Annotated in this window: 22 protein-coding genes; 14 read left to right on the top strand and 8 right to left on the bottom strand. The window is 56.0% G+C overall.

Going from position 1 to position 24,051, the window contains the following annotated elements; translation table 11 throughout:
- Positions 1 to 11: 11 nt before the first annotated feature.
- The 6 genes from tatB (at position 12) to ATO67_RS01525 (ending at position 6,345) form a co-directional block, all read left to right on the top strand.
- Positions 12 to 818 (top strand): Sec-independent protein translocase protein TatB, encoded by an 807-nt coding sequence (gene tatB, locus ATO67_RS01550; RefSeq protein ID WP_067643338.1) that lies wholly within the window; start codon positions 12 to 14, stop codon positions 816 to 818.
- Entirely contained in the window at positions 815 to 1,627 is an 813-nt protein-coding gene (gene tatC / locus ATO67_RS01545; RefSeq protein ID WP_067643335.1) for a twin-arginine translocase subunit TatC, read from the top strand. Before tatB ends, tatC begins: the two co-directional genes overlap by 4 nt.
- A gap of 92 nt (positions 1,628 to 1,719) precedes the next feature.
- Positions 1,720 to 3,003, top strand: a complete 1,284-nt coding sequence (gene serS, locus ATO67_RS01540; RefSeq protein WP_067643332.1) for a serine--tRNA ligase — start codon at positions 1,720 to 1,722, stop codon at positions 3,001 to 3,003.
- A gap of 22 nt (positions 3,004 to 3,025) precedes the next feature.
- The gene (gene surE / locus ATO67_RS01535; protein WP_067643329.1) at positions 3,026 to 3,802 is read left to right on the top strand and encodes a 5'/3'-nucleotidase SurE; all 777 of its coding nucleotides are present in this window, start codon (positions 3,026 to 3,028) and stop codon (positions 3,800 to 3,802) included.
- 8 nt (positions 3,803 to 3,810) lie between these two features.
- Positions 3,811 to 4,452 (top strand): protein-L-isoaspartate(D-aspartate) O-methyltransferase, encoded by a 642-nt coding sequence (locus ATO67_RS01530; protein ID WP_082760111.1) that lies wholly within the window; start codon positions 3,811 to 3,813, stop codon positions 4,450 to 4,452.
- A 342-nt stretch (positions 4,453 to 4,794) separates the two neighbouring features.
- Positions 4,795 to 6,345 carry a peptidoglycan DD-metalloendopeptidase family protein gene (locus tag ATO67_RS01525; RefSeq protein WP_067643322.1) on the top strand — a complete coding sequence of 517 codons (1,551 nt, stop codon included), beginning with the start codon at positions 4,795 to 4,797 and terminating at the stop codon, positions 6,343 to 6,345.
- Positions 6,346 to 6,394: 49 nt separating this feature from the next.
- Here ATO67_RS01525 and mobB read toward each other — a convergent pair whose 3' ends face one another.
- From mobB to moaA, 5 genes are all read right to left on the bottom strand, one after another.
- On the bottom strand, positions 6,395 to 6,913 hold the full coding sequence (gene mobB, locus ATO67_RS01520; protein ID WP_067643321.1) for a molybdopterin-guanine dinucleotide biosynthesis protein B: 519 nt from the start codon (positions 6,911 to 6,913) through the stop codon (positions 6,395 to 6,397).
- A complete protein-coding gene (gene mobA / locus ATO67_RS01515; RefSeq protein ID WP_067643318.1) occupies positions 6,910 to 7,536 on the bottom strand; it encodes a molybdenum cofactor guanylyltransferase MobA in 627 nt (208 codons plus the stop codon). The genes mobB and mobA overlap by 4 nt, the downstream gene beginning before the upstream one ends.
- On the bottom strand, positions 7,536 to 8,756 hold the full coding sequence (locus tag ATO67_RS01510; protein WP_067643315.1) for a multidrug effflux MFS transporter: 1,221 nt from the start codon (positions 8,754 to 8,756) through the stop codon (positions 7,536 to 7,538). Before ATO67_RS01510 ends, mobA begins: the two co-directional genes overlap by 1 nt.
- Entirely contained in the window at positions 8,753 to 9,655 is a 903-nt protein-coding gene (locus ATO67_RS01505) for a DMT family transporter (protein WP_067644203.1), read from the bottom strand. Before ATO67_RS01505 ends, ATO67_RS01510 begins: the two co-directional genes overlap by 4 nt.
- Positions 9,656 to 9,796: 141 nt before the next feature.
- A complete protein-coding gene (moaA, locus tag ATO67_RS01500) occupies positions 9,797 to 10,786 on the bottom strand; it encodes a GTP 3',8-cyclase MoaA (RefSeq protein WP_245303785.1) in 990 nt (329 codons plus the stop codon).
- A gap of 180 nt (positions 10,787 to 10,966) precedes the next feature.
- Here moaA and ATO67_RS01495 point away from each other — a divergent pair, with 180 nt between their 5' ends.
- The 3 genes from ATO67_RS01495 to ATO67_RS01485 all read left to right on the top strand — a co-directional run bounded on the left by ATO67_RS01495 (position 10,967) and on the right by ATO67_RS01485 (position 13,864).
- Positions 10,967 to 11,335, top strand: coding sequence for a gamma-butyrobetaine hydroxylase family protein (locus ATO67_RS01495; protein ID WP_067643309.1), 369 nt, complete (start codon positions 10,967 to 10,969; stop codon positions 11,333 to 11,335).
- A 37-nt stretch (positions 11,336 to 11,372) separates the two neighbouring features.
- Positions 11,373 to 13,190 carry a monovalent cation:proton antiporter-2 (CPA2) family protein gene (locus tag ATO67_RS01490; RefSeq protein WP_067643306.1) on the top strand — a complete coding sequence of 606 codons (1,818 nt, stop codon included), beginning with the start codon at positions 11,373 to 11,375 and terminating at the stop codon, positions 13,188 to 13,190.
- A gap of 65 nt (positions 13,191 to 13,255) precedes the next feature.
- On the top strand, positions 13,256 to 13,864 hold the full coding sequence (locus ATO67_RS01485) for a pyridoxamine 5'-phosphate oxidase family protein (protein ID WP_067643303.1): 609 nt from the start codon (positions 13,256 to 13,258) through the stop codon (positions 13,862 to 13,864).
- Positions 13,865 to 13,882: 18 nt separating this feature from the next.
- On the opposite strand, the gene ATO67_RS01480 is transcribed toward ATO67_RS01485, so the two are convergent.
- Positions 13,883 to 14,947, bottom strand: coding sequence for a GGDEF domain-containing protein (locus ATO67_RS01480; protein ID WP_067643300.1), 1,065 nt, complete (start codon positions 14,945 to 14,947; stop codon positions 13,883 to 13,885).
- 314 nt (positions 14,948 to 15,261) lie between these two features.
- A complete protein-coding gene (fumC, locus tag ATO67_RS01475; protein ID WP_067643298.1) occupies positions 15,262 to 16,653 on the bottom strand; it encodes a class II fumarate hydratase in 1,392 nt (463 codons plus the stop codon).
- Between the two features lie 426 nt (positions 16,654 to 17,079).
- Here fumC and ATO67_RS01470 point away from each other — a divergent pair, with 426 nt between their 5' ends.
- The 5 genes from ATO67_RS01470 to ATO67_RS01450 all read left to right on the top strand — a co-directional run bounded on the left by ATO67_RS01470 (position 17,080) and on the right by ATO67_RS01450 (position 22,697).
- Entirely contained in the window at positions 17,080 to 18,978 is a 1,899-nt protein-coding gene (locus tag ATO67_RS01470; RefSeq protein ID WP_106404874.1) for a L,D-transpeptidase family protein, read from the top strand.
- Positions 18,979 to 19,040: 62 nt separating this feature from the next.
- On the top strand, positions 19,041 to 19,970 hold the full coding sequence (locus ATO67_RS01465; RefSeq protein WP_067643295.1) for a glutaminase: 930 nt from the start codon (positions 19,041 to 19,043) through the stop codon (positions 19,968 to 19,970).
- A gap of 71 nt (positions 19,971 to 20,041) precedes the next feature.
- The gene (gene ttcA / locus ATO67_RS01460; RefSeq protein WP_067643292.1) at positions 20,042 to 20,920 is read left to right on the top strand and encodes a tRNA 2-thiocytidine(32) synthetase TtcA; all 879 of its coding nucleotides are present in this window, start codon (positions 20,042 to 20,044) and stop codon (positions 20,918 to 20,920) included.
- 46 nt (positions 20,921 to 20,966) lie between these two features.
- A complete protein-coding gene (locus tag ATO67_RS01455; protein WP_067643289.1) occupies positions 20,967 to 21,794 on the top strand; it encodes an inositol monophosphatase family protein in 828 nt (275 codons plus the stop codon).
- Between the two features lie 78 nt (positions 21,795 to 21,872).
- Positions 21,873 to 22,697 carry an inositol monophosphatase family protein gene (locus ATO67_RS01450; RefSeq protein WP_067643286.1) on the top strand — a complete coding sequence of 275 codons (825 nt, stop codon included), beginning with the start codon at positions 21,873 to 21,875 and terminating at the stop codon, positions 22,695 to 22,697.
- A 67-nt stretch (positions 22,698 to 22,764) separates the two neighbouring features.
- Here ATO67_RS01450 and ATO67_RS01445 read toward each other — a convergent pair whose 3' ends face one another.
- Positions 22,765 to 24,015, bottom strand: a complete 1,251-nt coding sequence (locus ATO67_RS01445) for a multidrug effflux MFS transporter (protein ID WP_173645911.1) — start codon at positions 24,013 to 24,015, stop codon at positions 22,765 to 22,767.
- Positions 24,016 to 24,051 lie beyond the last annotated feature (36 nt).

Below are 24,051 nucleotides of genomic sequence, written 5' to 3'. Positions count from 1 at the left end.
GGAGCATTGTAATGTTAGATATCGGCTGGAGCGAGTTGCTCGTTATTGCGATCGTGCTGATCGTGGTCGTGGGCCCCAAGGACTTGCCGCCAATGATCCGCGCTTTTGGCAAGACGATGGCCGGTTTGCGCAAAATGGCGGGTGATTTCCGTTCGCAGTTCGATGAGGCCTTGAAAGAGGCCGACATGGACGATGTACGCCAGACGATTTCAGACGTTCGCAATCTCAACCCGACGAATTCCTTGCGCAATGCAATGAACCCGCTTCGGGAACTGGGCAATGAAATCCGTTCCGATCTTAATGGTGTGACGTCAACCAGTTCTCCAGCGACGAGTGCACCTGTCGGGGCACCTGCGGTCAACTTGAGCGAACCGGAAATGAAGCTGCCGGATGGGCCGCCGATCATGGCACCCGCGCCCGTTGAAATGGCAGCCGCGTCCACTGCGCCAGTTGCTACCGTGGTACCTACTGAAAAACCGAAGCGGCCTCGTAAGCCAACGGCAGAAAAGTCCGTTCAGGAAATTGAGGCGGAGACGGTCGCCGTAAAGCCGAAACGGGCACCGAAGACGGTTTCCGCCAAGGCGACAACATCTGCCAGTCCGAAACCGGTGGCACCGTCTTCTAGTGAGCCGTCTGTTTTGACCGAGGTCGCCGCGAAGTCCGCAAAGGTCAAGGCTGCCAAAGCCACCGTTGCTGCTGGAAAGCCTGTGATCGCAAAGGCCAAGGCTATGGTGAGCAAGACCACCACGGAAAAGACGGCGACAGCGGCACCTGCCAAAACAGCAAAATTGGCCAAGGTCAAAAAGGGTGAAGCATGAGCGCCGATACTGATGATAAGCCGCAGCCGCTTATCGTACACCTCATGGAGTTGCGCACCCGACTGATCTGGTCAATCGGCGCGTTTTTCGTCGCATTTCTGGGGTGCTTCGCTGTGGCAAAGCATCTGTTCAATCTGCTGGTCATTCCTTACAAATGGGCGGTGATCTGGGCCGGATTGGACGTTGCCAAGTCGTCGCTCATCTATACCGCGCCACAGGAATTCTTTTTCACGCAGATCAAGGTCGCCATGTTCGGTGCGCTTGTGATTTCCTTTCCGGTTATCGCCTCCCAGCTCTACAAATTCGTGGCGCCGGGTCTTTACAAGAATGAGCGTGCGGCGTTCCTGCCGTTTCTGATTGCTTCTCCGCTGTTGTTTCTTCTGGGCGGCGCGCTTGTCTACTTCTTCTTCACGCCCATGGTCATGTGGTTCTTCCTTGCCATGCAGCAATTGCCTGAAGACGGCGAAGTTGCAATTTCGTTGATGCCAAAGGTCTCGGAATATCTCAGCCTCATTATGACCCTGGTTCTGTCCTTTGGTCTTGTTTTCCAGCTACCTGTGATCACCACGCTTCTGGCACGTGTGGGCTTGTTGACGAGCCAGTGGCTTAAGGAAAAGCGGAAATTTGCCATCGTCGCGGCTTTCGTTGTTGCGGCCGTGCTAACGCCACCTGACCCGATGTCCCAGATCGGTCTTGCGTTGCCCGCAATCATTCTCTACGAGATTTCCATACATTTGGCTCGACTCGTGGAGAAGAAGCGCGCTGAGGAAAATGCAGGCCGTGAGCTTGAAGATTCCAGTGACGACTGACGGTTTCCGCCAGGATCTTCTTCAGACGCCGGGCCCTTCGTCCCGGCGTTTTGTTTTTTAAAACATGATGCAAATTACGGTCTGGAACCACGATGCACGACATTAAATGGATACGCGAAAACCCTGAAGCTTTCGATGCAGGCCTTGCTCGCCGCAATGCAGAGCCGCAGTCCGCTATGCTGATTGCGCTGGATGAGAAGCGTCGGTCCGTGATTCAGACCCTGCAGGAAATGCAATCGCGCCGCAACGCGGCCTCCAAGGAAATCGGTGCTGCCATGGCGCAGAAGAACACCGAGCTTGCGGAAAAGCTGAAGGCTGAAGTCGCTGACATCAAGGACAGCATGCCACGATTGGAAGAAGAGGATCGCCAGGTCAGCGCCGAACTTACCGACGCACTGTCGCGCATTCCGAACCTTCCCTTCGATGACGTACCGCAGGGCAAGGATGAGCACGACAATATCGTTGCCCGCGTGGTTGGCCAGAAGCCCGGGTGGAATCATCCAGCCAAGGAACATTACGAAATCGGCGAAGCGCTTGGTTACATGGATTTCGATCGTGCGGCCAAACTGTCCGGTTCGCGCTTTACTGTGCTGACGAGCCAGATCGCCCGGCTGGAGCGTGCCCTCGGTCAGTTCATGATCGACCTGCACACGTCGGAACATGGTTATACGGAAGTGTCTTCGCCGCTCATGGTGCGCGATGAAGCTATGTATGGCACGGGGCAACTGCCGAAGTTTGCCGAGGACCTGTTCAGAACGACGGATGGCTACTGGCTTATCCCAACCGCCGAGGTCACGCTGACCAATCTCGTTTCCGGTGAAATTCTGGAGCAGGAAAAACTACCGCTGCGCTTCACCGCGCTGACGCCGTCCTTCCGCTCGGAGGCCGGTTCGGCCGGTCGCGATACGCGCGGCATGTTGCGCCAGCATCAGTTCTGGAAGTGTGAACTCGTGTCGATCACTGATGCTGAAAGCGCCGTTGAAGAGCATGAGCGCATGACGGCCTGTGCCGAAGAGGTGCTGAAGCGTCTCGGCCTGCATTTCCGCACCATGACGCTGTGCGGCGGCGACATGGGCTTTGGTGCGCGCAAGACATACGATCTCGAAGTCTGGCTGCCCGGACAGGACACCTACCGCGAAATCTCTTCCTGCTCGGTGTGTGGGGATTTCCAGGGACGGCGTATGGATGCGCGTTATAGGGCTAAGGGGGAGAAGGCGACAAGGTTCGTCCACACACTCAACGGTTCTGGCACGGCGGTGGGTCGCTGCCTGATCGCAGTTCTGGAAAACTACCTGAACGAGGACGGTTCGGTGACGATTCCCGACGTGTTGCTGCCATACATGGGCGGTTTGACACGTATTGAAAAGGCAGCCTGAGTACGCCGGGGAGGAGAATGTCGTGCGGATTATGTTGACCAATGACGATGGCATTCATGCCGAAGGGCTGGCGGTGCTGGAGCGCATCGCCCGCACGATCTCCGACGACGTTTGGATCGTCGCCCCTGAGACGGACCAGAGCGGACTGGCGCATTCTCTGACGCTGTCCGAACCGCTTCGCCTGCGCAAGATTTCCGATAAGCATTTTGCGCTGCGTGGCACGCCGACCGACTGTGTCATTATGGGCGTTCGCGAAGTGCTGCCGGGCAAACCTGACCTCATTTTATCAGGCGTCAATTCCGGCGCGAACATGGCCGATGACGTAACCTATTCCGGCACCATTGCCGGCGCTATCGAAGGAACATTACAGGGCGTTCGGTCCTTTGCCCTCAGTCAGGCGTTTGCTTACACCGGCCATGCAGAACGCGTTGTGCCGTGGGAAGTGGCGGAAACCTATGCGCCAGACCTCATTCGCAAACTGATCGATGTCGATCTTCCAAACGAAACGTTCCTCAACCTGAACTTCCCCAATTGCGTACCCGCAGATGTCAAGGGCGTCAGTGTCACGGGGCAGGGGAAGCTGGATTTCGGCATGACTGTGGAGCAGCGTCAGGACGGTCGCGGGCTACCCTATTACTGGCTGCGTTTTGGCGAACGACTGGGTACGTTCCTGGAAGGCACCGATATTCACGCCGTCAAGGATGGCCAGATTTCGGTAACGCCACTGAAGCTTGACCTTACCGACTACACGGTGAAAGATCGCGTGGCGAAAGCGCTTGGACTGGGAGCGAGCGCTTGAAATCCGTCATGGTCGAGAAAGAGGGGTTCGCAGCCCTGGTCTTGCGGCTGAGAGCCGAAGGTATCTCCGATATCGACCTTTTGACTGCCGTTGAACAGTGTCCGCGCTCGCAATTCGTGCCAGCACAGTTTGCAGCGGAAGCCTATTCCAGCCGCACCATCCCGATTGACTGCGGTGCCTTCATGGAAAGCGCCGACATGGTGGTGAAAACGGTCGCGCGGCTACAGGTCAAGCCTGGTCAACGTGTGCTGGAAATCGGCACCGGCAGCGGTTTCATGACAGCTATCCTCGGTCGCCGCTCGGAGCGGGTGGTTTCCATCGACCGCTACAAGACACTGGTGGAACTGGCGCAGAATCGGATGGACGATCTGGGCATTCGCAACGTGGTCATTCGGCAGGCCGATGGCGCTAACGGATTGGTGGGTGAGGGGACATTCGATCGAATCGTTTCCACGGCTGCATTCACCGCCATGCCACGGTTTTTCACTGAGCAGATCGTATCCGGCGGAATGATGATTGCACCGATCATTCTGGAAGACGGTCGCTGTGTCATGACCCGCTTTTCCAAGACCGGCAGCCGGTTTGAGCAGGAAGAGCTTTTCGAAACGCCCTATCTGCCCATCGAAACGCATATTGCTCGCTATTTGTAGCGAAATGAAAATTCGTTCCATTTTCGGGAGCGGATGACGATTTTTATCAAATCATTGATTTAAAAAGATTTTTCTGTAAAAAATCACGAAAATTCCGTCTTTTTCCGCCTCTTCATGGTTATCGAAGTGTCAAAAAACACGTGAACGCCTTAACGTTTTAACGGCGTGGTAACACTAACGCGCTTTAATCATCTCCATCAACGCATGGTTTTCCCGTCAAGGGAGAGGGGCCTTGCAGAGTGTAGTTTCAGCCGGATCGATCCCGATGCGGTGGTTGGCGTCAGTGTAGATCGAGTCATGCGTATGAGTAATTCGCCTAAAATCGGAAAATCAATCGCAAAGATGTTCGCAGCGGCATTGCTGGCAAGCGTCGCAACGGGGTGCAGCTCCGATGCAACGCGATTTGGCGGGCTCTTTTCCAGTGGGCCTGACCAAATGACAACGGCATCCATTCCAGCCCGCAATGCTGGAGGCGCTTACGGGCAGTCTCCGGTCCCGCAAGGTGATGTGAGCAGCGGTGGTTACGGCAACGCAGCGCCGCAGGGCGGCTATGCAAACCGGAACACCGCGATGAACCAGCCTTACCCGCAAAACAACGGCGGTGGTTACGGTTCGGTACAGCCTTCTTCGGCCCGTGCAGCATCGTCTTCTTCGCCAGTCCAGCGCTCCGAGCTTGCCGCTCCGTCGCCTTCGTCCAGCCGCGAGCCAGCCACGCGCCGCGAGGCGATGCAGCAGCCATTCCCGTCGGCTACAGGCAATTCTGCGCCATCCATGGCTGCTGCTCGTCCGGCTAACTCGGACCGCGCAGACACGCTTTCGACTGGCTCCATCAAACAGCAGGCCGGCTGGCACACGGATGGTGCGTCGTCCGTAACGCTGAAGTCCGGCGAAACGATTGCAACGCTGTCCAAGCGTTACGGCGTCCCTGAAAAGGCACTGCTTGAGGCAAATGGTCTCTCCAGCGCTTCAGCTGCTGCGCCCGGCCGCTCGATCATCATTCCGAAGTTCGGTCAGTCCCGCAACGCTGCCCGTGCTGCATCTGACAATATCGACCTGAGCAAGAACAACAACGGCCCGGCACCAACACGCGGTCACGAGCAGAACGTTGCCGTTCTCCCATCTCAGAGCGCGGCTCGTGACAAGGCTTCGGCAGAAACCGGAAAGTTGACACCTCCAGGCGGCAAGCCGCTTCCGCCAACAGGTGGCTACAAGGTTCAGTCAGGCGACAGCCTTGCAAAGATCGCCCGTGCAAACGGCGTTTCTGTTGCTGACCTGAAGGCTGCTAACGGCATCACCGACGGAAGCGTACGCATCGGCCAGACATTGAAAATTCCCGGCGCTGGCACTGACGGTATCAAAACGGCGTCTGTTCAGCATCAGGCACCGGCCGCATCCAAGCCTGTTGAGACGCCAGTCGTTGCCAAGGCTGAAGTGCCAAAGGCACCAACTGCCGAAGCAAGCGTCAGCGACGTCGAGAAGAAGTCTGATATGGCTTCCATCGCGCCGGAATCCACCGGTATCGGCAAATACCGCTGGCCTGTTCGTGGTGCTGTGATCTCCGGTTTTGGTGAAAATGTCGATGGTAGCCGCAATGATGGCATCAACATCTCCGTGCCAGAGGGTACACCGATCAAGGCCGCTGAAAACGGCGTCGTCATCTATTCCGGTAACGGTCTGAAGCAGCTCGGCAACACCGTTCTCATCCGCCACGATGACGGTCGGGTCACGGTCTACGGCAACGCCGCAAATCTCGAGGTTCAGCGTGGACAGAAGGTTCAACGCGGCCAGACCGTTGCGACATCCGGCATGACGGGCAGCGCCAAGCGTCCACAGGTTCACTTTGAAGTCCGCAAGGATGCGACACCGGTGAACCCATCCTCTTTCCTTGAATAGGTATTGCGTTTCAAGGGGTAAGAAAAAGCCGGGTTAACGCCCGGCTTTTTTATGTTTCAGGCCTGCTCAAGCCCACGGTATTTTCGATGAAGTCTGCGATGCTGGTCGTGTCATCCAGATCGAATACCGGAAGCGTGGTGCCGGGAACGGCATGATCGGCGGCAATCGCTATGATATGCGGATCGCTGGGTGCAAGCGGTTCGGTCTTCGCTGCATCCCGCCTGCGCGCTTCAATTTTTGGAACTGGTTCGTATTTGTACCCTTCGATCAACACCAGATCACACGGCGCGATGCGTGCGAGAATGTCTTCGAATGAAGGCTCAGACGCGCCACGAAGTTCGTGCATGATGGCAAAGCGCGTACCCGATACGATGGTGACTTCATGAGCGCCCGCATTGCGGTGGCGCCAGCTATCCGCTCCGACCTTGTCGATATCGAAGTCGTGGTGCGCGTGTTTGATGGTAGAGACGCGGTAGCCGCGCGCCGTCAGCTCTGTGACGATGCGAACGGCAAGCCCTGTCTTGCCGGAGTTTTTCCAGCCGGAAATACCGAATACTTTCTGGGTCATGCACTCATGCTCTTGAAGAAGGTTTCCGCGGTCACAAGCTCGTCGGGCGTATTGATGTTGAAAAAAGGATCGATGGAGGTCGTCAGGCTTTCGATGGGCGGAAACGAAACGCCGATCGTCGGGTGACGCGCCAGAAAACTGCGGATACGGCGGTTTCGGTCATCCCCAAGCCAGGCCTCCAGGTCATCTGCAATTGCAATCGGCCACAGCCCGAATACTGGATGCACCTGCCCAGTCGATGCGGCGATGACGATGGCGTTTTCGCCGGTGATATGGTCGATAAGGCGCGCTGCCAGATCCGCCGGAAAAAAAGGGCTGTCTGCCGGGACTGTCAAAAAATGTGTCGCTTGCGGCGCATGGCGTTCGAAATGGCGCATACCGGCGAGAATGCCCGCAAGGGGACCGGCATGACCCGCCTTTGTGTCAGGCACGAGTGGCAGCCCAAAGGTGTCCGCCCAGCTCTCGGAGGCGTTCAAGGCCAGCGTCGTTACCTGCGGCGTAACACGGTCTATGACGTGAGACATCAGAGGTTTGCCTCCGAGTGGGCTCAGCACCTTGTTCGTTCCCATACGTCGGGAAAGGCCACCGGCCAGGATAAGGCCGGGAATGTCAGACACGATCATCACGTCCCGCTTTGCTGTTGGTTATGGCGACGTTCCTGCCCGCCGGTATAAATGCTTGCAGCAAGGGCGAGGATTGCGTTCAGCAACATGACCAGCAGCAGTGGCGTTGTACCCGCTTCCTTCGACAAGAGCGAGGAGGCAAGCACCGCCAGACCGGCCCCGCCGCCAATCGTCAGCGCACCGCCGAGGCCAGAGGCCGAACCGGCCAGATGAGGCTGGACGTTGACCATACCCGCATTGGCGCTGGGCAATGTCACGCCGTTTCCGATGCCGATGAGCGCCAGTGGGAGAAAGAATTCGTAATGGCTGCTCAGTCCGAGATAGGGCAGGGCGATGGCACCGATGATGCCCATCGCCGCAATGCCGTTACCGGCCAGCATCATTCTGGAAATGCCAACGTGCTGCGCGTAACGACCCGAAAGGAAGTTGCCGAACATATAGCCGCTGGCCATGAAGAAAAATTGCATGCCGAGCGTCGCCGGTGTCAAGCCATAGAGCACGCTTCCCACAAAAGGAGCGCCGCCCAGAAAGGAGAAGAACAGACCGGATGAGAATGTGGAGGTCAGCGCGTATCCCCAGAAGCGTGTCGATCGCAGCAATTGCGGCCATGCTTGGAACTGGGCCGAAAAACTTGCGGATTTTTGGCGGTTGGTTTCCCCTAGATCGAAGAAAATGAGAATCAGCATGGCAGCGCCGCAAAAGGCGACGAGCACAAAGCTGGCCTGCCAGCCAGCGAAATCGTTGAGAAAGCCACCGATCGTCGGGCCGACCATGGGAACCACGGACATGCCCATGGTGACGTAACCGATCATCGATGCGGCCTGGTTTGCAGGAACCATATCTCTGACGATGGCGCGTGCCAGCACGAAACCGGATGCAACGACCGCCTGCAACATCCGCCCTAACATGAAGACGGTTATGTTGGGCGCCAATGCACAGATGAGGGTGGCGACGACCATCAAGGCAAAGCCTGCCAGCAACACGGGCCGACGACCGAAAAGATCGGACAGCGGGCCGATGATGAGCTGCAACAGCGCCGTCGTTGCCAGATAGCCGGATACCGCAAACTGCATGACCGCGTAATCTGTCTCGAAATACACCGCCATGGCGGCAAGCGATGGCAGAAAAATGTTCATACACAGCGCTGCAACGCCCGCGATAAGAACGAGGGTGACGACATGCGGCGGCGTCGATCTGTTCAGGATGAGGGCAGCGCTCATTGTATTCTCGTGGACGTTTTGGCAATCGGCGGCTGGCGTCGTCTGCTCTCGCGATAGAATGTATAAAGACCCGAGGCGACGATAATGGCCGTGCCGAGTAAAATCCAGGAATTCAGGCTCTCGCCGAACACGAAATAGCCGATCGAAAAGGCCCAGATCATGCTGGTGTAGCGAAACGGTGCGACAAACGCGATGTCTCCGTTGCGCATGGAAAGAATGACGGCCTGATACCCGATCACGACCAGCACGGCCGAAGCAAATAGGTGTGACCAGACGTATCCGTCCATCGGTTGCCAGCCGCCGAAGGGTGCGATGAGCGCAGCGCCGAACATGGTGTTGACGAAGGACGTCGTCATCGTCACAGTCAAGGACGGTATATCCGTATACATGCGACGCGTGAGGAGGTCGCGTCCAGCTGTCACGAAGACAGCGCCGACCACCAGCAATGCACCGAAGGTAAAACCATCCGGGCCGGGTCTGAGAATAATCAAAACCCCAATAAAGCCGACCAAAATGGCCGTCCACCGACGCCAGCCGACTTTCTCGTTCAGGAATAGAGCTGCACCCAATGTCACCGCCAGCGGTAGCGATTGCATGATGGCGGAAACGTTGGCAAAGCCCATCATTGCCAGCGTTTTGAGATAAAGAATGGAGGCCGAGACTTCGCACAGGCACCGCAACACGATGATGGGCCGTAGCAATGTCTTGATAGGACGCAATGCTCCCATGTGGCGGGCGATAAAATACACCAGAACACAGGTAATGATGCCGCGAACGAAGAGGATCTGGCCGGTGTTGATATAAGGTGTGACGGATTTGGTGAATGCGTCGTTGATCGTGAACGATGCCATCGCGAGCGCCATGAGCAACGCGCCGCGAGTATTGTCCGTCAATGCCATCATTCCAATCCCAGATACAAAACAAAGACGCCATCATGCGGTGCACATATGACGACTCCGCCCACTCCTCTAATATGAGGTGGTGACATGGTGGGGATTTGAATTCAATCGAATTATTATAGAAGACAGAATGGAAAAGCGTCAGCCGCCAGTAACGCTCATGTGGCGGGCGACGGCGGGGCGTTTGTGGGTGCGGTCAATGATGAAATCATGGCCCTTGGGCTTGCGAAGAATGGCGTCATCGATGGCTTGGGAGAGCAGTGCATTGTCGTCGGATGCGCGAAGCGCAGTGCGCAGATCGGCGGCATCGTCCTGGCCGAGGCACATGTACAGCGTGCCGGTGCATGTCAGGCGAACACGGTTGCAGCTTTCGCAAAAATTATGTGTCATCGGCGTGATGAACCCGAGCCGTCCCGAGGTCTCTTTGACCTCGACATAGCGCGCCGGGCCGCCCGTCTGATAGGCGATATCGCTGAGGGTGAACTGCTCCTCAAGCGACGCGCGAACCTGCGACAGCGGCAAGTAGCGATCTGTCCGATCTTCTTCGATCTCACCCATCGGCATGGTTTCGATGACAGTCAGGTCCATGCCTCGAGCATGGGCGAAACGCATTAGGTTCGGGATTTCGTGTTCATTGAAATCCTTAAGTGCCACGGCATTGAGCTTGATCTTGATGCCAGCGGCAAGAGCCGCATCGATCCCGTTCATAACCTTGGAGAAATCCCCCCATCGGGTGATTTGGCGGAATTTATCAGGGTCCAACGTGTCCAGGGACACATTGATACGACGCACGCCGCAATCGTAGAGTTCGGCTGCGTGGGTCGCGAGTTGCGAACCATTGGTGGTCAGCGTCAACTCGTCCAGCATCCCGGCATCGATCTGGCGACCGAGGTCTCGCACCAGATGCATGATGTTCTTGCGCACCAGCGGCTCGCCGCCAGTCAATCTGATACGGCGAACGCCTTTGGCGATGAAGGCGGAACACAGTCGGTTAAGCTCTTCGAGCGTCAGAAGGTCTTTCTTCGGCAGGAAGGTCATGTGCTCTGACATGCAATAGGTGCAGCGGAAGTCGCAGCGGTCAGTGACGGAAACGCGCAGGTAGGTAACAGCGCGTCCGAAGGGGTCAACCATCGGGCTCGTGCGTTCGTTCAAGGATGTCGCTGGCTGGAGCGCCCCGAGAAAGCTGTTCAACCTGAAATCTCCGTCACACTCGACGCTGTGTCTGCTGTCCGTGTTTACCATGTAATGCCTTGCCGCAGTGCAGACAAGGTCGTAAGTGTGCGGGATATATCACGGTTTGGAAATGAAGAGATGAATGAACCCTGGCCAACCGAATTGTGGGTCTCCAAAGATCGCCAGCATCTTGTCGTAGAATTCGACAACGGGCAGTCGTTCGATCTGCCGGCTGAGATGCTGCGTGTCTTGTCTCCCTCGGCAGAGGTGCAGGGGCACGGGCCTGGCCAGAAGATAACTGTTCCTGGCAAACGGGACGTAACGATCCGCTCCGTTGTCGCGACAGGAAATTACGCTGTGCGCATCGCCTTCGATGATGGTCACGACAGTGGAATTTTCACATGGCGATATCTGTTCGAGCTGGGGCAGAAGGGTGACACTCTGTTCAGTGCCTATGAGCAGGAACTGGCCGAAAAAGGCTTGAGCCGGGACCGTAAAATCCGGTAGCAGAAGACAATATTTCATGACGTTACGGGGGTGACACTTGGCGGTCGAGGGAAATGCAAATGATCTGGCGCAAGTTGTCGTCCTGTTGGCGGCAGGCGTCATCGCGGCCCCGATCTTCAAACGTATAGGGCTGGGCTCGGTGCTGGGATATCTCGCCGCCGGTCTGGTCATCGGCCCCTTCGGTTTTGGTGCATTCTCCGATCCGCAAGCCATCATTCACATTGCCGAACTTGGCGTGGTGATGTTCCTCTTTATCATCGGCCTCGAAATGCAGCCTTCGCGCCTGTGGTCCATGCGTAAGGATATTTTCGGGCTTGGCGCCTTGCAGGTTTTGACCTGCATGGTGGGTTTAACGCTGATTGGCCTCGCGCTCGGTTTCCCGCTCATCCCGTCTTTTGTAGCGGGCACGGGTTTCGTGCTGACATCCACCGCCATCGTGATGCAGATGTTGCAGGAGCGGAACAGCATGTCGACGCTCAAAGGTCAGCGGATTGTCGCCATTCTTCTATTTGAAGATCTGGCCATCGTGCCTCTGCTGGTGCTGGTTGCGTTTTTAGGTGCGGGCGGAGAGGCGGTAACGCTGAACGAACGGCTGATCTCCATCGGTATCGCGCTTGCCGCCATCGTCGCGTTGATTGTTGCGGGCCGGTATCTGCTCAATCCCTTCTTCCGCTTGCTGGCCGCCTCTGGTGCGCGGGAGGTCATGACGGCGGCGGCCTTGCTAGTGGTTCTCGGATCGGCGCTGCTCATGCAGGTCAGCGGACTCTCGATGGCCATGGGCGCGTTTCTGGCAGGTGTTCTGTTGTCAGAATCCTCCTTCCGTCATCAACTGGAAGCCGACATCGAACCTTTTCGTGGAATTCTGCTTGGTCTTTTCTTCCTTGGCGTCGGCATGGCCATCGATCTTACGGTGATTGCTGCGAACTGGCAGTTGGTGTTGATGAGCGTAGTCGCTTACATGCTCATCAAGGCGTTGCTGATTTACGGCGTGGCGCGTGTGCTGGGGACGTGCCAGCGCGAAAGCATCGAGCGTGCGGTTCTGATGGCGCAGGGCGGCGAATTTGCTTTCGTGCTCTATTCCGCAGCTGTCGCTGCGGGCATTCTCGATGCTGAAGCCAATGCCGTGTTGACTGCGACGATTATTATTTCAATGATCCTCACGCCGTTGATGGTGATCGCTCACGATCGCATCGTGCCGAAGAAAGCTCCCAACACCGACGATCTGGATTTGCCGGAAAATGTCGATGGCAGCATCTTGATGATTGGTTTTGGTCGTTTCGGCCAGATCGTCAGCCAGCCGCTTCTGGCACGGGGTTACACCTTGTCCCTGGTTGATAAGGATGCGGATTTCGTGCGCGACGCCGCTGGCTTCGGCTTCAAGGTCTACTACGGTGATGGGTCTCGCTCCGAGATATTGCATGCCGCCGGCGCAGGCTCTGCCCGCGCGGTGTTGATTTGCGTCGATGACAAGGAAGCGGCGGTTCGCATTGCTGAAATCGTCAAGCATGAATTCCCGCTGGTGCCGGTGCTGGCACGTGCCTTTGACCGAGGTCATGCACTTGATCTGCTGAAAGCCGGTGTTGATTACCAGATCCGCGAAACATACGAATCCGCCTTGAACTTCAGCGAAAAAGTGCTGACCGAAATCGGTGAGGAGACGGATATCGCTGAACGGCTCGTCGAAGAATTCCGTGATGTCGACAAGGAGCGTTTCGCGCTTGAGGTCGTGGGCGGTGTTTATGCCGGACGTTCTCTCATTCGCGGCAATGCTCAGCCTGCCGACATCGTCGCTGCACGCACGGCCCGTGAGCGTGCTGAACGCGAAGCAAGGCAGGAGGCGGAACAGCAAAACTAGTGCCGTCGTCACATCGTTGTTGCATGAATGCTTTTCAAGCTAGCCGATAGAGAAAGGGAAGCATAATGACCATCATTCACTCTGTGGAAGATTTGAAGGCGATTTACGGCATCGTCGCCGAACCTTCTTTCGTTAAGGTCACGCCAGCACTGACCGCCGAGTACAGGCTAATGATCGAAGCATCGCCATTCATGGCTCTGGCAACGGTCGGCCCTGAAGGTATGGATTGCTCACCGCGTGGTGACAAGGGTGGGGTCGTCAGGGTTCAGGATGACAAAACGGTGCTGCTGCCTGACTGGCGTGGCAATAATCGGATCGATTCGCTGTTGAACATCGTCCGTGATCCGCGCGTCGCGCTAATGTTCCTCGTTCCCGGCTCCAACACGACGATGCGCGTCAATGGCACAGCGGTTGTTTCGATAGATCCAGCACTGCTCGACAGTTTCGAGATGGATGGAAAACATCCGCGCACGGTCACGGTCGTGACGATCGATGAAGTCTATTTCCAGTGCGCCCGCGCGCTTATTCGCTCCGAACTCTGGAATGCGGAAAACTTTGTCGATCCAGCATCTCTGCCGACGCCGGGTACGCTGATGAAAGCTGCCAAAGCGGATTTCGACAAGGATACCTATGATCGGGAATGGCCGGAAAAAGCAGCCAAGACCATGTGGTAAGTAGTAAGTGACGTTGGCTCACTGCTTGTAGATAAGCCAGCTCTTGCCACTATAGTTTTTCTGCATTCCTTCTTCGAAGAACACAGTGCGATTGCGGCCGGTTTCCTTGGCATAATAGAGAGCAGTGTCGGCACGAGCATAAAGCTCGCCAGGGTTTTGAGCTTGCGAAGCCATTGAGCAACCAATGGATATGGTCACCTGGCCGTAGTCGATGCCGGACTTGGAGTTTCGGAACGGCGTTTTTTCCAGAGCGGTTCGAATACGCTCGCAGACGGCCTGAACTTCCTCCTGGCTGTTACCTTCCAGAATAACGGCAAACTCTTCGCCGCCACTGCGTGCAACGAAACCATCATTTCGGATATTGCCCCTTATAACGGAGGCGACGCTTGCCAGAATTTTATCTCCTACGGGATGTCCAAACGTGTCGTTTATCCGCTTGAAATTGTCGACATCCAGCAGCACGAGCGCGGAAAATTGAAGGCCCATCGTTGTGTCGTACATAGACGCCAGCTTGTCATCAAAGGCTCGACGATTGGCGAGACGTGTCAATGAATCGGTGTTGGCGATACGCTTGTATTCATCGAGCTCGAGACGAACCTGCTGCATTTCTTCCGCGTGACGATCTACGCTTTTGAAGGTCGTCTCATTTTCCGTCATCTTGTCACCGGTGGCTTCCACCAGCATAGATATGGCTGTCCGCAGCAAATGCGCACTGGACTGATTTTTGTCTGCGATCCCTGCGCGGGTTTCATCCAGAATGCGATTGTAATTTTCAAGGCACGTCTGTTCGTGCTGCAAGACGACCAGAAGTGCACTCAACTCGGAATTTAGCTTGTCTCTGGCGGCCTCGATGAGTTGGCCATGCGTGTGGTCGAAATAGCGTGAGCCGAGATCGTCCAACTCCTCCTGTGTCGCCCGGGTGCCCAGCGCCGCCAGTTCCCGCGTCAATGCAGGATTGGAACCGATATACGCTTCATAGAAAAGGTTGTAGTTTCGCGGAATGGGAACAACACCCATATTGCGCATGGCAAATAGAATTTGCGCGGCAACATCAGGTGCCTTCGGCGTTGATGCTTTGCTCATCAAGTCACTCCCGGAAATACGTTCAGTATCTTATCGTGCGTTTAGCTAAATTTCTTTTAGAAATCTTAGTTTACGAAAGTCAGTATTACTCACGAGGTCAGATACACCAATAATCACCCCAATCCGTTCTCGGACACTTATTTTTATAATTAGAATCGCCTAAAAAAAAGGGGTAAATTCCCATATCATTTTAAAGGTGAGTTTATAGAGGTAATTTCTTATAGCGATGTAAAATTCCTGAATGTTTTGAAATGTGTCCGGCATCTTATGGGGAGTCAGAAACGGCTTGAATGGCCGTTTCTGACTTTTCGCTTTTATTTAGGCCCGATCATATTTTCCGGACGGACATATTGGTCGAACTCCTCGTTCGAAAGATATCCGCCGCCGACTGCTTCTTCGCGAAGTGTCGTACCGTTCTTGTGGGCGGTCTTGGCGATCTTCGCGCAGGCGTCGTAGCCCAGTTTGCCGTTGAGAGCCGTAACCAGCATCAACGAGTTTTCGACACCCTTCTTGATGTTGTCTTCGCGGGCTTCGATGCCGACCACGCAATTATCGGTGAAGGACACCGCAGCGTCGCCGAGAAGCTGAACCGACTGAAGGAAGTTGTAGGCCATCATCGGATTGTAGACATTGAGTTCAAAGTGACCCTGCGAACCTGCAAAGGTGATCGCTGCCTGATTTCCAAAAATATGCGCGCAGACCTGCGTCAAGGCTTCAGACTGCGTGGGGTTGACCTTGCCCGGCATAATGGACGAGCCAGGTTCATTTTCAGGAAGTGCCAGTTCACCCAGGCCAGCGCGTGGGCCGGAGCCGAGGAAACGAATGTCATTTCCGATTTTGAAAAGTGCTGCGGCTGCCGCGTTGATCGCGCCATGCGAAAACACCATTGCGTCGTGAGCTGCCAACGCTTCGAATTTGTTTGGCGCGGTAACGAAGGAAAGGCCGGTGATCTTGGCTATTTCCTCGGCCACCTGTTCGGCAAAGCCAACCGGTGCGTTAAGGCCGGTGCCAACTGCAGTGCCGCCCTGTGCCAATTCATAAAGGCCTGGCAATGTGAGTTCGATGCGCCTGATCGCAGATGCAACCTGAGCTGCATAGCCGGAAAACTCCTGGCCGAGCGTCAGGGGTGTCGCATCCTGGGTATGGGTGCGGCCGATCTTGATGATATGGGCGAAGCTCTTGGCCTTGGCGTCCAGCGCCGCATGCAGGTGTTTGAGGCTCGGCAGCAGGTGGTGAACGATCTGCTCCGCACACGCAATGTGCATGGCGGTCGGGTAGGTGTCGTTGGACGACTGGCTCATATTGACGTGGTCGTTCGGGTGAACCGGCTTCTTGGAACCCATCTCGCCGCCGAGCATCTCAATGGCCCGGTTGGAGATGACTTCGTTTGCGTTCATGTTTGACTGGGTGCCAGAGCCGGTCTGCCAGACAACGAGCGGGAAGTGATCGTCCAACTTGCCGTCGATAACCTCCTGCGCGGCCTTGATGATGGTCTCGCCGAGTTGTGGATCCAGCCCGCCCAGCGCCATATTGGTGCGAGCAGCGGCCTGCTTTACGATGCCGAGTGCACGAACGACAGAGGCAGGCTGCTTTTCCCAGCCAATCTTGAAGTTGCCAAGTGAGCGCTGTGCCTGTGCGCCCCAGTAGCGATCGCTTGCAACGTCGATTGGGCCAAATGTGTCGGTTTCGGTGCGTGTCGCTGTCATCAGTCCTGCCTCTCCTGTGCGGTCCAGCGCCAAGACCGCTTATCCGCCAGTCTTGCGCGCGCAGACATATAAAGCGATAGCGCAATCATGGAAAGCCTGTCGTATGGCGGACCTCAACATTTACCGCCAGTTTCAAAGCTTTGTCGGTATCGCTCGAAAGTCGGAACGCGTGGCTTTTGGGTAACGTGGCTGGAAAGCCTGGATCTGTTGTGTTTTGCTATCATCGTGACGAAAACTTGTTTGCGCAATGTTAGGAAATTAAAGAGAAATTTAACTATTCTCGCCAAACGTGGAGGGCATGCCGAAGCGATTTTTTCGCGACGGAAACTCATCTCTGGCACTTGATCGGACTTCGTGCGTTTTCTTTCCAAAAGCAGGCCAATCAGCTAGACAGACACATACTCATTATATGCGCCTCGATGAATGATGGCGCGGGATGCGGCGAGGAATAAATTGCAAATCACATCAGGAAAATCATCGGCTGCATTGATACTGGCTCTCGGTCTGTCCGTTTCGGCGGCGATGCCGGGCACAGCCGGCGCGGTGACCCTCATGGACCTTCTTCGTGGTGGGCCGGGGAAAGTGGAGCGTGAGCGCCAGGATCGGGGACTTCCAGGTGTTACGACAATGCAGGGGAACGCCGCCGCACGCGATGTCGACCCTGAGCCTTTGCCGCGTGTATCTGGTCCTCGTTATTATACCTACAAGGCAGATGGCGCGCGCACTGTCGATACATCGAAGTTCCCTGCCGGTCTGGCCGGTGTGAAGCTCTCGGCAACGCCCGAAATCGCCAAGGCGCTGGAAGCTTATTACAATGCGGGCGGACAGCCGATCTGGGTTTCGAACGGCGATCTGAACGAGCGCGCAAGCGCCGTTCTGACATTTTTCGAAACTGTTGGTGATAGTGGCCTCAACCCAGCAGACTACAGCATCTCCGCGCCATCGCAGGATGTGACTGCCAGCATTTCGGCGGAACCAGTGGCTGAGGTGCAGAACGCATCCGTAACAGAGCAGCGGGTCATTCCTCCCGCGATGATGCAGTTCGAACTGGCACTTTCTGCCAAGGTCCTGGCCTACGTGCAGGACACCACCCGTGGCCGCGTCGATCCGAACAAGCTGTCTGGATATCACGACTTCAAGCGCAAGACGGTCAATCTGACGCCTGTGCTAAAACTTGCCAGCCTGAGCCCGGATGTCGGTGCCTATCTGCGCAGCCGTGAGCCATCCAACGTCGAATATCAGGCGTTGAAGGCTGAACTCGCAAAGCTGCGCAATGAAGACAAAGACACAAGCCACAAGGTAGTCGTGCCCGCGGATCTCGTTCTCAAGCCCGGCGAAAACAATGCCGACATGGCTACCGTCGTCAAAGCTATCGAGCATCGCTCGTCGGCCAGCCTGAAGACCGGCCATGCAACGACACTGTCGGGCTACCAGCAAACGCCAGAATACACACCTGATCTGGTAGATCTGGTCAAGGCCTTCCAGAGCGAGAACGGCCTGAAGGCAGACGGCGTTATTGGCCGCGCAACCGTGCGCGCCATGACCGGCGATAGCAATGAAGCGAAAATTGCCAAGCTTGAAGTGGCGATGGAACAGATCCGCTGGTTGCCTGCCGATCTCGGCGATCGTTTTGTCTTCATCAACCAGCCTGCTTTCATGGCTTATTACCATAATGAAGGCGTCGAAGACTTCGGCATGAAGGTCGTCATCGGTTCCAAGACGAACCAGACCTACTTCTTCCAGGACGAAATCCAGACGGTCGAGTTCAACCCTTACTGGGGCGTCCCGCAATCAATCATCGTCAACGAGATGCTGCCGAAGCTGCGCCGCGACCCGTCATATCTGGATCGCCTTGGCTATGAAGTTCAGGTCAACGGTCGGTCGGTTTCATCTTCCGAGGTGAACTGGTACGGCTCCACCAATGCGGTTTCCGTTCGCCAACCACCGAGCAGCGATAACGCATTGGGCGATCTGAAAATCCTGTTCCCGAACGCGCACGCCATCTACATGCACGACACGCCTGCGAAGAGCTTCTTCAGCCGTGACATGCGTGCCCTCAGCCATGGCTGCATTCGTCTTGTCGATCCACGCCGCATGGCTGCCGCCGTGCTCGGCACGACCATGGACAATGTGAACAAGCAGATTGCCGCAGGCCAGAACCGCGCTGTTCAGGTATCGGGCAAGGTTCCTGTCTACGTGTCCTACTTCACGGCATGGCCGGACAAGGACGGCCACGTGCAGTATTTCGACGACGTTTATGACCGCGACAGCTATGTCATGAAGGCGTTCGACACGACGACGAAGGCGCGTGCGTCTTCGATCTAAGGCATATATTACAACATCAAAAGCGCCTTCACGGGCGCTTTTTCTTTATGAGGGCAGGGGCAATGCGGGACATTCAGACGGTTATCAATTCCATCACCGAAAAAATGCTGCCGCGGCTTGGTGCTGCGAAGGTAGCTGATTACATCCCCGAGCTTGCCAAGGTCGATCCAAAGCAGTTCGGCATTGCCGTAACCACCGTGGACGGTCAAACCTTTGTGGCTGGCGACGCAAAGGTGCAGTTTTCGATCCAGAGTATCTCCAAAGTTTTCATGCTGACGCTTGCGCTGGGCAAAACCGGAGAGAGCGTGTGGAAGCGGGTAGGGCGCGAACCCTCGGGTTCTGCTTTCAACTCCATCGTTCAGCTGGAGCGGGAGATGGGCATTCCACGCAATCCCTTCGTTAATGCCGGTGCCATTGTGGTTACCGATATGGTTCTGGCGGGCCACCAACCGCGTGAAGCGATTGGCGAGGTGCTGCGTTTCGTGCGCTATCTGGCCGATGACGAGACGATTTCCATCGACAACAGGGTTGCGAAATCCGAGCAGACGACGGGCTATAGAAACTTCGCACTGGCCAATTTCATGAGCAGTTTCGGCAATCTACACCATCCGGTCGATCATACGCTGGGCGTTTATTTTCACCAGTGCGCACTGTCCATGAATTGCGTGCAGCTGGCGCGGGCAGGGCTGTTTCTGGCCAATCGCGGACGCAACCCCGTGACCGGCCACTCCGTCGTTTCGGAAAAACGCGCGCGGCGCATCAATGCGCTGATGCTGACCTGCGGCCACTACGATGGCTCGGGCGATTTCGCCTATCATGTGGGTCTACCGGGCAAGAGCGGCGTGGGCGGCGGCATTCTTGTGGTGGCACCGGGCAAGGCTTCCGTCGCGGTGTGGTCGCCGGGGCTTAATGAGGTCGGCAACTCGGCGCTGGGTTCTGTCGCGCTGGAAATGTTGGCAAACGAAATGGGGTGGTCCGTATTCGGGGCTTGATCTTCAAGGCAGATGCGGGCATTCCCTGAAGCCGGAACGCTTGCGCGCGTTCAGGACCAAGCGAGATTGCCATGAACATTGCAGCAGACATCGATGACATGCCAGAAAGCGTCGAGCCTGAAGAGCTCGTTGGTGCCCATCCGCTGTTTGCCAACGCGCCACGCTCCGTGTCCTTCAACAAGCTGCGCAAGCGGCTGTTGCGCAATGTGCGCCAAGCCTTCGATGATTTCGACATGCTGAAAGGCCAAAAGCGTTGGCTTGTGGGCCTCTCAGGCGGCAAGGACAGTTACGGACTATTGGCCCTGTTGCTGGATCTGAAATGGCGTGGTCTTCTGCCGGTCGAACTGATCGCCTGTAATCTTGACCAGGGTCAGCCCAATTTCCCAAAGCATATTTTGCCGGAATACCTAACGAAAATAGGGATGCCGCACCGCATCGAATATCGCGATACTTACTCCATCGTGAAGGAAAAAGTACCGGCGGGCGGCACCTATTGCTCGCTCTGTTCGCGGCTGCGCCGAGGCAATCTCTACCGCATCGCCCGTGAAGAAGGCTGCGACGCGCTGTTGTTGGGCCACCACCGCGAAGATATTCTCGAGACCTTCTTCATGAATCTGTTCCATGGCGGGCGGCTTGCCGCCATGCCGGCAAAGCTTATGAATGACGAAGGCAACCTGATGGTGCTGCGTCCGCTGGCCTATTGCGCTGAAGAAGATATGGTGAAGTTTGCAACTGCGATGGAGTTTCCGATTATTCCTTGCGATCTGTGTGGTTCACAGGACGGGCTTCAACGCAATGCCATGAAGGACATGTTGGCCGATATCGAGCGCCGGATGCCGGGCCGCAAGGACGTGATGCTGCGCGCCATGTCTCACGTCAATCCATCACACCTGCTTGACACAAAGCTTTTTGATTTCTCAGGCCTGACTGTCACCGATCCGTCATGCTAGGAGATTAGGTCGTGGAAGCTCTTCCCATTTTTAAAAGAAATGCTTCATGACACTTTCCGATTCCGATCTTGAGTTCTTCGTCTCGACTGTTGCAGACGCCGGGGTAAACGACATCATTCCGCGCTTTCGTAATTTGAGCGCTTCCGACATTTCCGAAAAAACGTCCGTTATTGATCTCGTGACCGAGGCTGACATTCTGGCGGAAAAGCGCATTACTGCTGCCTTGCTCGACCGCTTCCCAAAAGCGCACATCGTTGGCGAAGAAGCCTATGATGCCGACCATTCGGTTATTCCGGCTTTGGTCGATGCTGAACTCGCCTTCGTGATCGACCCTATCGATGGCACGTTCAATTACGCATCCGGTCTGCCGGCATTCGGGACTTTGTTGGCCGTAACCATCAAGGGCGAGACGGTTGCGGGCATCATCCACGACCCTGTCATGGGTGACACGATTGTTTCCGTCAAAGGTGCGGGCGCAACGCTGAAACGCAAGAACGGCAGCGAAGCAAAACTGACAGTGGCAAAGCCTGTCGATCTCTCGCAGATGATCGGCGTGTTTTCCTGGGGTCATAGTTTCCAAGATCGCCGTCCGGTGATTGCCGCCAATATGACCAAGGCCAAGATGGCGCTTTCGCTGAATTGCTCGGCGCATGAATACTGGCTGGTTTCCAGCGGCAAGATTCACTTCATCGGCCACGAAAAGCTGATGCCGTGGGACCATCTGGCCGGTGTGCTGACGCATCAGGAAGCGGGCGGATACACCGCCAAGTTCGACGGAACGCCCTACAGACCTGGTGATTTGACAGGCGGTATTCTGTCTGCGCCGGATAAGGAAAGCTGGAAGATGCTACGCCGAGAAATCGTTGGCCTTTGATTTTGGTCACTATTGTAATGACTGTCGCGCAAAGCCGCCACATAGTTTTTCGCGACAATTTCCGAGGAAGGAAAACCCATGACCGTGGAACTCGACATCGCATCCCTTGCCAACGCCCTGCAAGAGGCGGCGGCGGTGGAAATTCTGCCAAGGTTTCGCAATCTGGGCGAAGGTGATGTGCGGATAAAGACAGAGGCCATCGATCTCGTCACAGAAGCCGATGAGGCAGCTGAACGTTTGATCCGCGACCGGGTGGCCGAATTCATGCCTGACGCATTGTTCGTCGGCGAAGAATCGGTAGCAGCTGACCCGTCGCTGTTGACTAGGCTGGGTAAGGTTGATCTGGCCGTTGTGGTTGATCCCATTGACGGCACCTTCAACTTTGCGGCTGGTCTGCCACTCTTCGGCGTTATGCTGAGCGTTGTGTCAAAGGGTGAGACGGTTGCGGGCTTGATCTACGACCCGATGGGTAATGACTGGGTGATTGCCGAAAAGGGTTCTGGCGCATGGATGTGCAGTGCCGATGGATCGCAGAGCCAGATGAGCGTTGTACCCGCGCCTGAGCTTTCGCAAATGGTGGGCATTGCCAATACCGGCTATTTCGAAGGCGATGTACGCCGCCGTTTGCTGAACAATCTGGCCGATGTACGCCTGTTCACCAGCTACCGGTGTGCCGCCCACGAGTACCGCATCTTCTGCGGCGGCCATATGCACTTCCTGATGTATAACAAGCTGATGCCATGGGATCATCTCGCCGGTACACTGATTTCGCAGGAAGCGGGCGCTTACGCTGCACGCCTCGACGGTTCGCCCTATCTGCCACACCACGTTGACGGAGGGCTTCTGCTGGCGGCGAATGAAGAGACGTGGGAGTTGCTGCGCGAGAAGATTTTTACCGTCTGAGCAAGGCCGAGCTCAAAATGCAAAAGGCGCGGATGTTTTCAACCGCGCCTTTTTTATGTGAGTTTTTTCAATGCGTCGGTTTATTCTGTGGCTGAAAAAGAACGCCTTTTTCACCGAGCAGGACGAAACCGAGGCCAGCCACTGAGACGATGAAGAAACCAGCAACCATCGGCAGAGCGGTGCCATTGAATGCCTGACCTATGGCCGCGCCGATGAGTGAACCACCGATCGTGCTCATGAAGCCGATAACAGATGATGCCGTACCTGCTACGCGGCCGAGCGGCTCCATGGCCAGCGAGTTGAAGTTTGAACCAATGAGGCCGAACTGGAACATCGACAGGGCGAACATTATGATAAAGAGGAAGAACGGCATCGGCTGAGGTCCGAACAGTTGCAGCATCAGCCATACGAAGGTGATGATGATAAAGCCGATCAACGAGCCATGCGACAGCTTTCTCATGCCGAAACGCCCGACAAGACGAGAGTTGAGGAATGATGAGAGCGCCATGAACAGAGCAACGCCAGCAAAGGCTGCCGCAAACCAGGCGCCTAAGTCGTAAATGCCCTTGTAGACTTGCTCTGCCGAATTGATGAACCCGAACAGCGCACCAAAGATGATCGTGCTGGCAATGGTGTAGCAAAGTGCGACCCGGTTGGTCAGAACTATCTTGAAGCCTTGCAGGACGGATGAAGTGGTCAGTTCACGCACGTCTTCCTGATGCAGCGTCTCGGGAAGACGCAGATACATCCATACCGTCACGATGGCCGCAATGGCTGCCATGAAGGCGAAGATCAGATGCCAGTCCCCGAAGAACAGTACGATCTGCCCGGTTCCGGGCGCGATCACCGGCACGACCATGAAGACCATCATGATCAGCGACATGACTTCGGCCATCTGGCGCCCGCCATAGATGTCACGAACGATGGAAACGGTGATGACGCGCGTGGCCGCCGAACCGATGCCCTGAATGAAACGCAGAACAAGAAGCCCCGCAAAAGAGGGCACGAAGACAACGGCGATGGACGACAGAATATAAATACCAAGGCCGAACAGCATTGGTTTGCGCCGCCCGAAACGGTCGGAAATCGGGCCGTAGGCGAGTTGTGAAATGCCAAAACCGATCAGATAGGCAGAAATGACATATTGCCGGTGGTTTTCGTTGTCGACACCCAGCGATGCGCCGATTTCCTGCAGGCCGGGCAGCATGATGTCGATAGCGAGCGCGTTGAGTGCCATCAGCGCGGCAGCAAGCGCAATGAATTCCGTCCGCCCCATTGCGATGGTGCGGGCTGGATCGGATTGTGAAAGATTTGTCACAGACTTTGTCCCCAAAAGAACGGCAAAGGCGTTGCC

Origin of the sequence: Agrobacterium bohemicum (genome assembly GCF_001562555.1) — a bacterium.
GTDB classification, from domain to species: domain Bacteria; phylum Pseudomonadota; class Alphaproteobacteria; order Rhizobiales; family Rhizobiaceae; genus Agrobacterium; species Agrobacterium bohemicum.
Note: the sequence above shows the minus strand (reverse complement) of the source record. Positions and strands in the feature narration are given on the sequence as shown.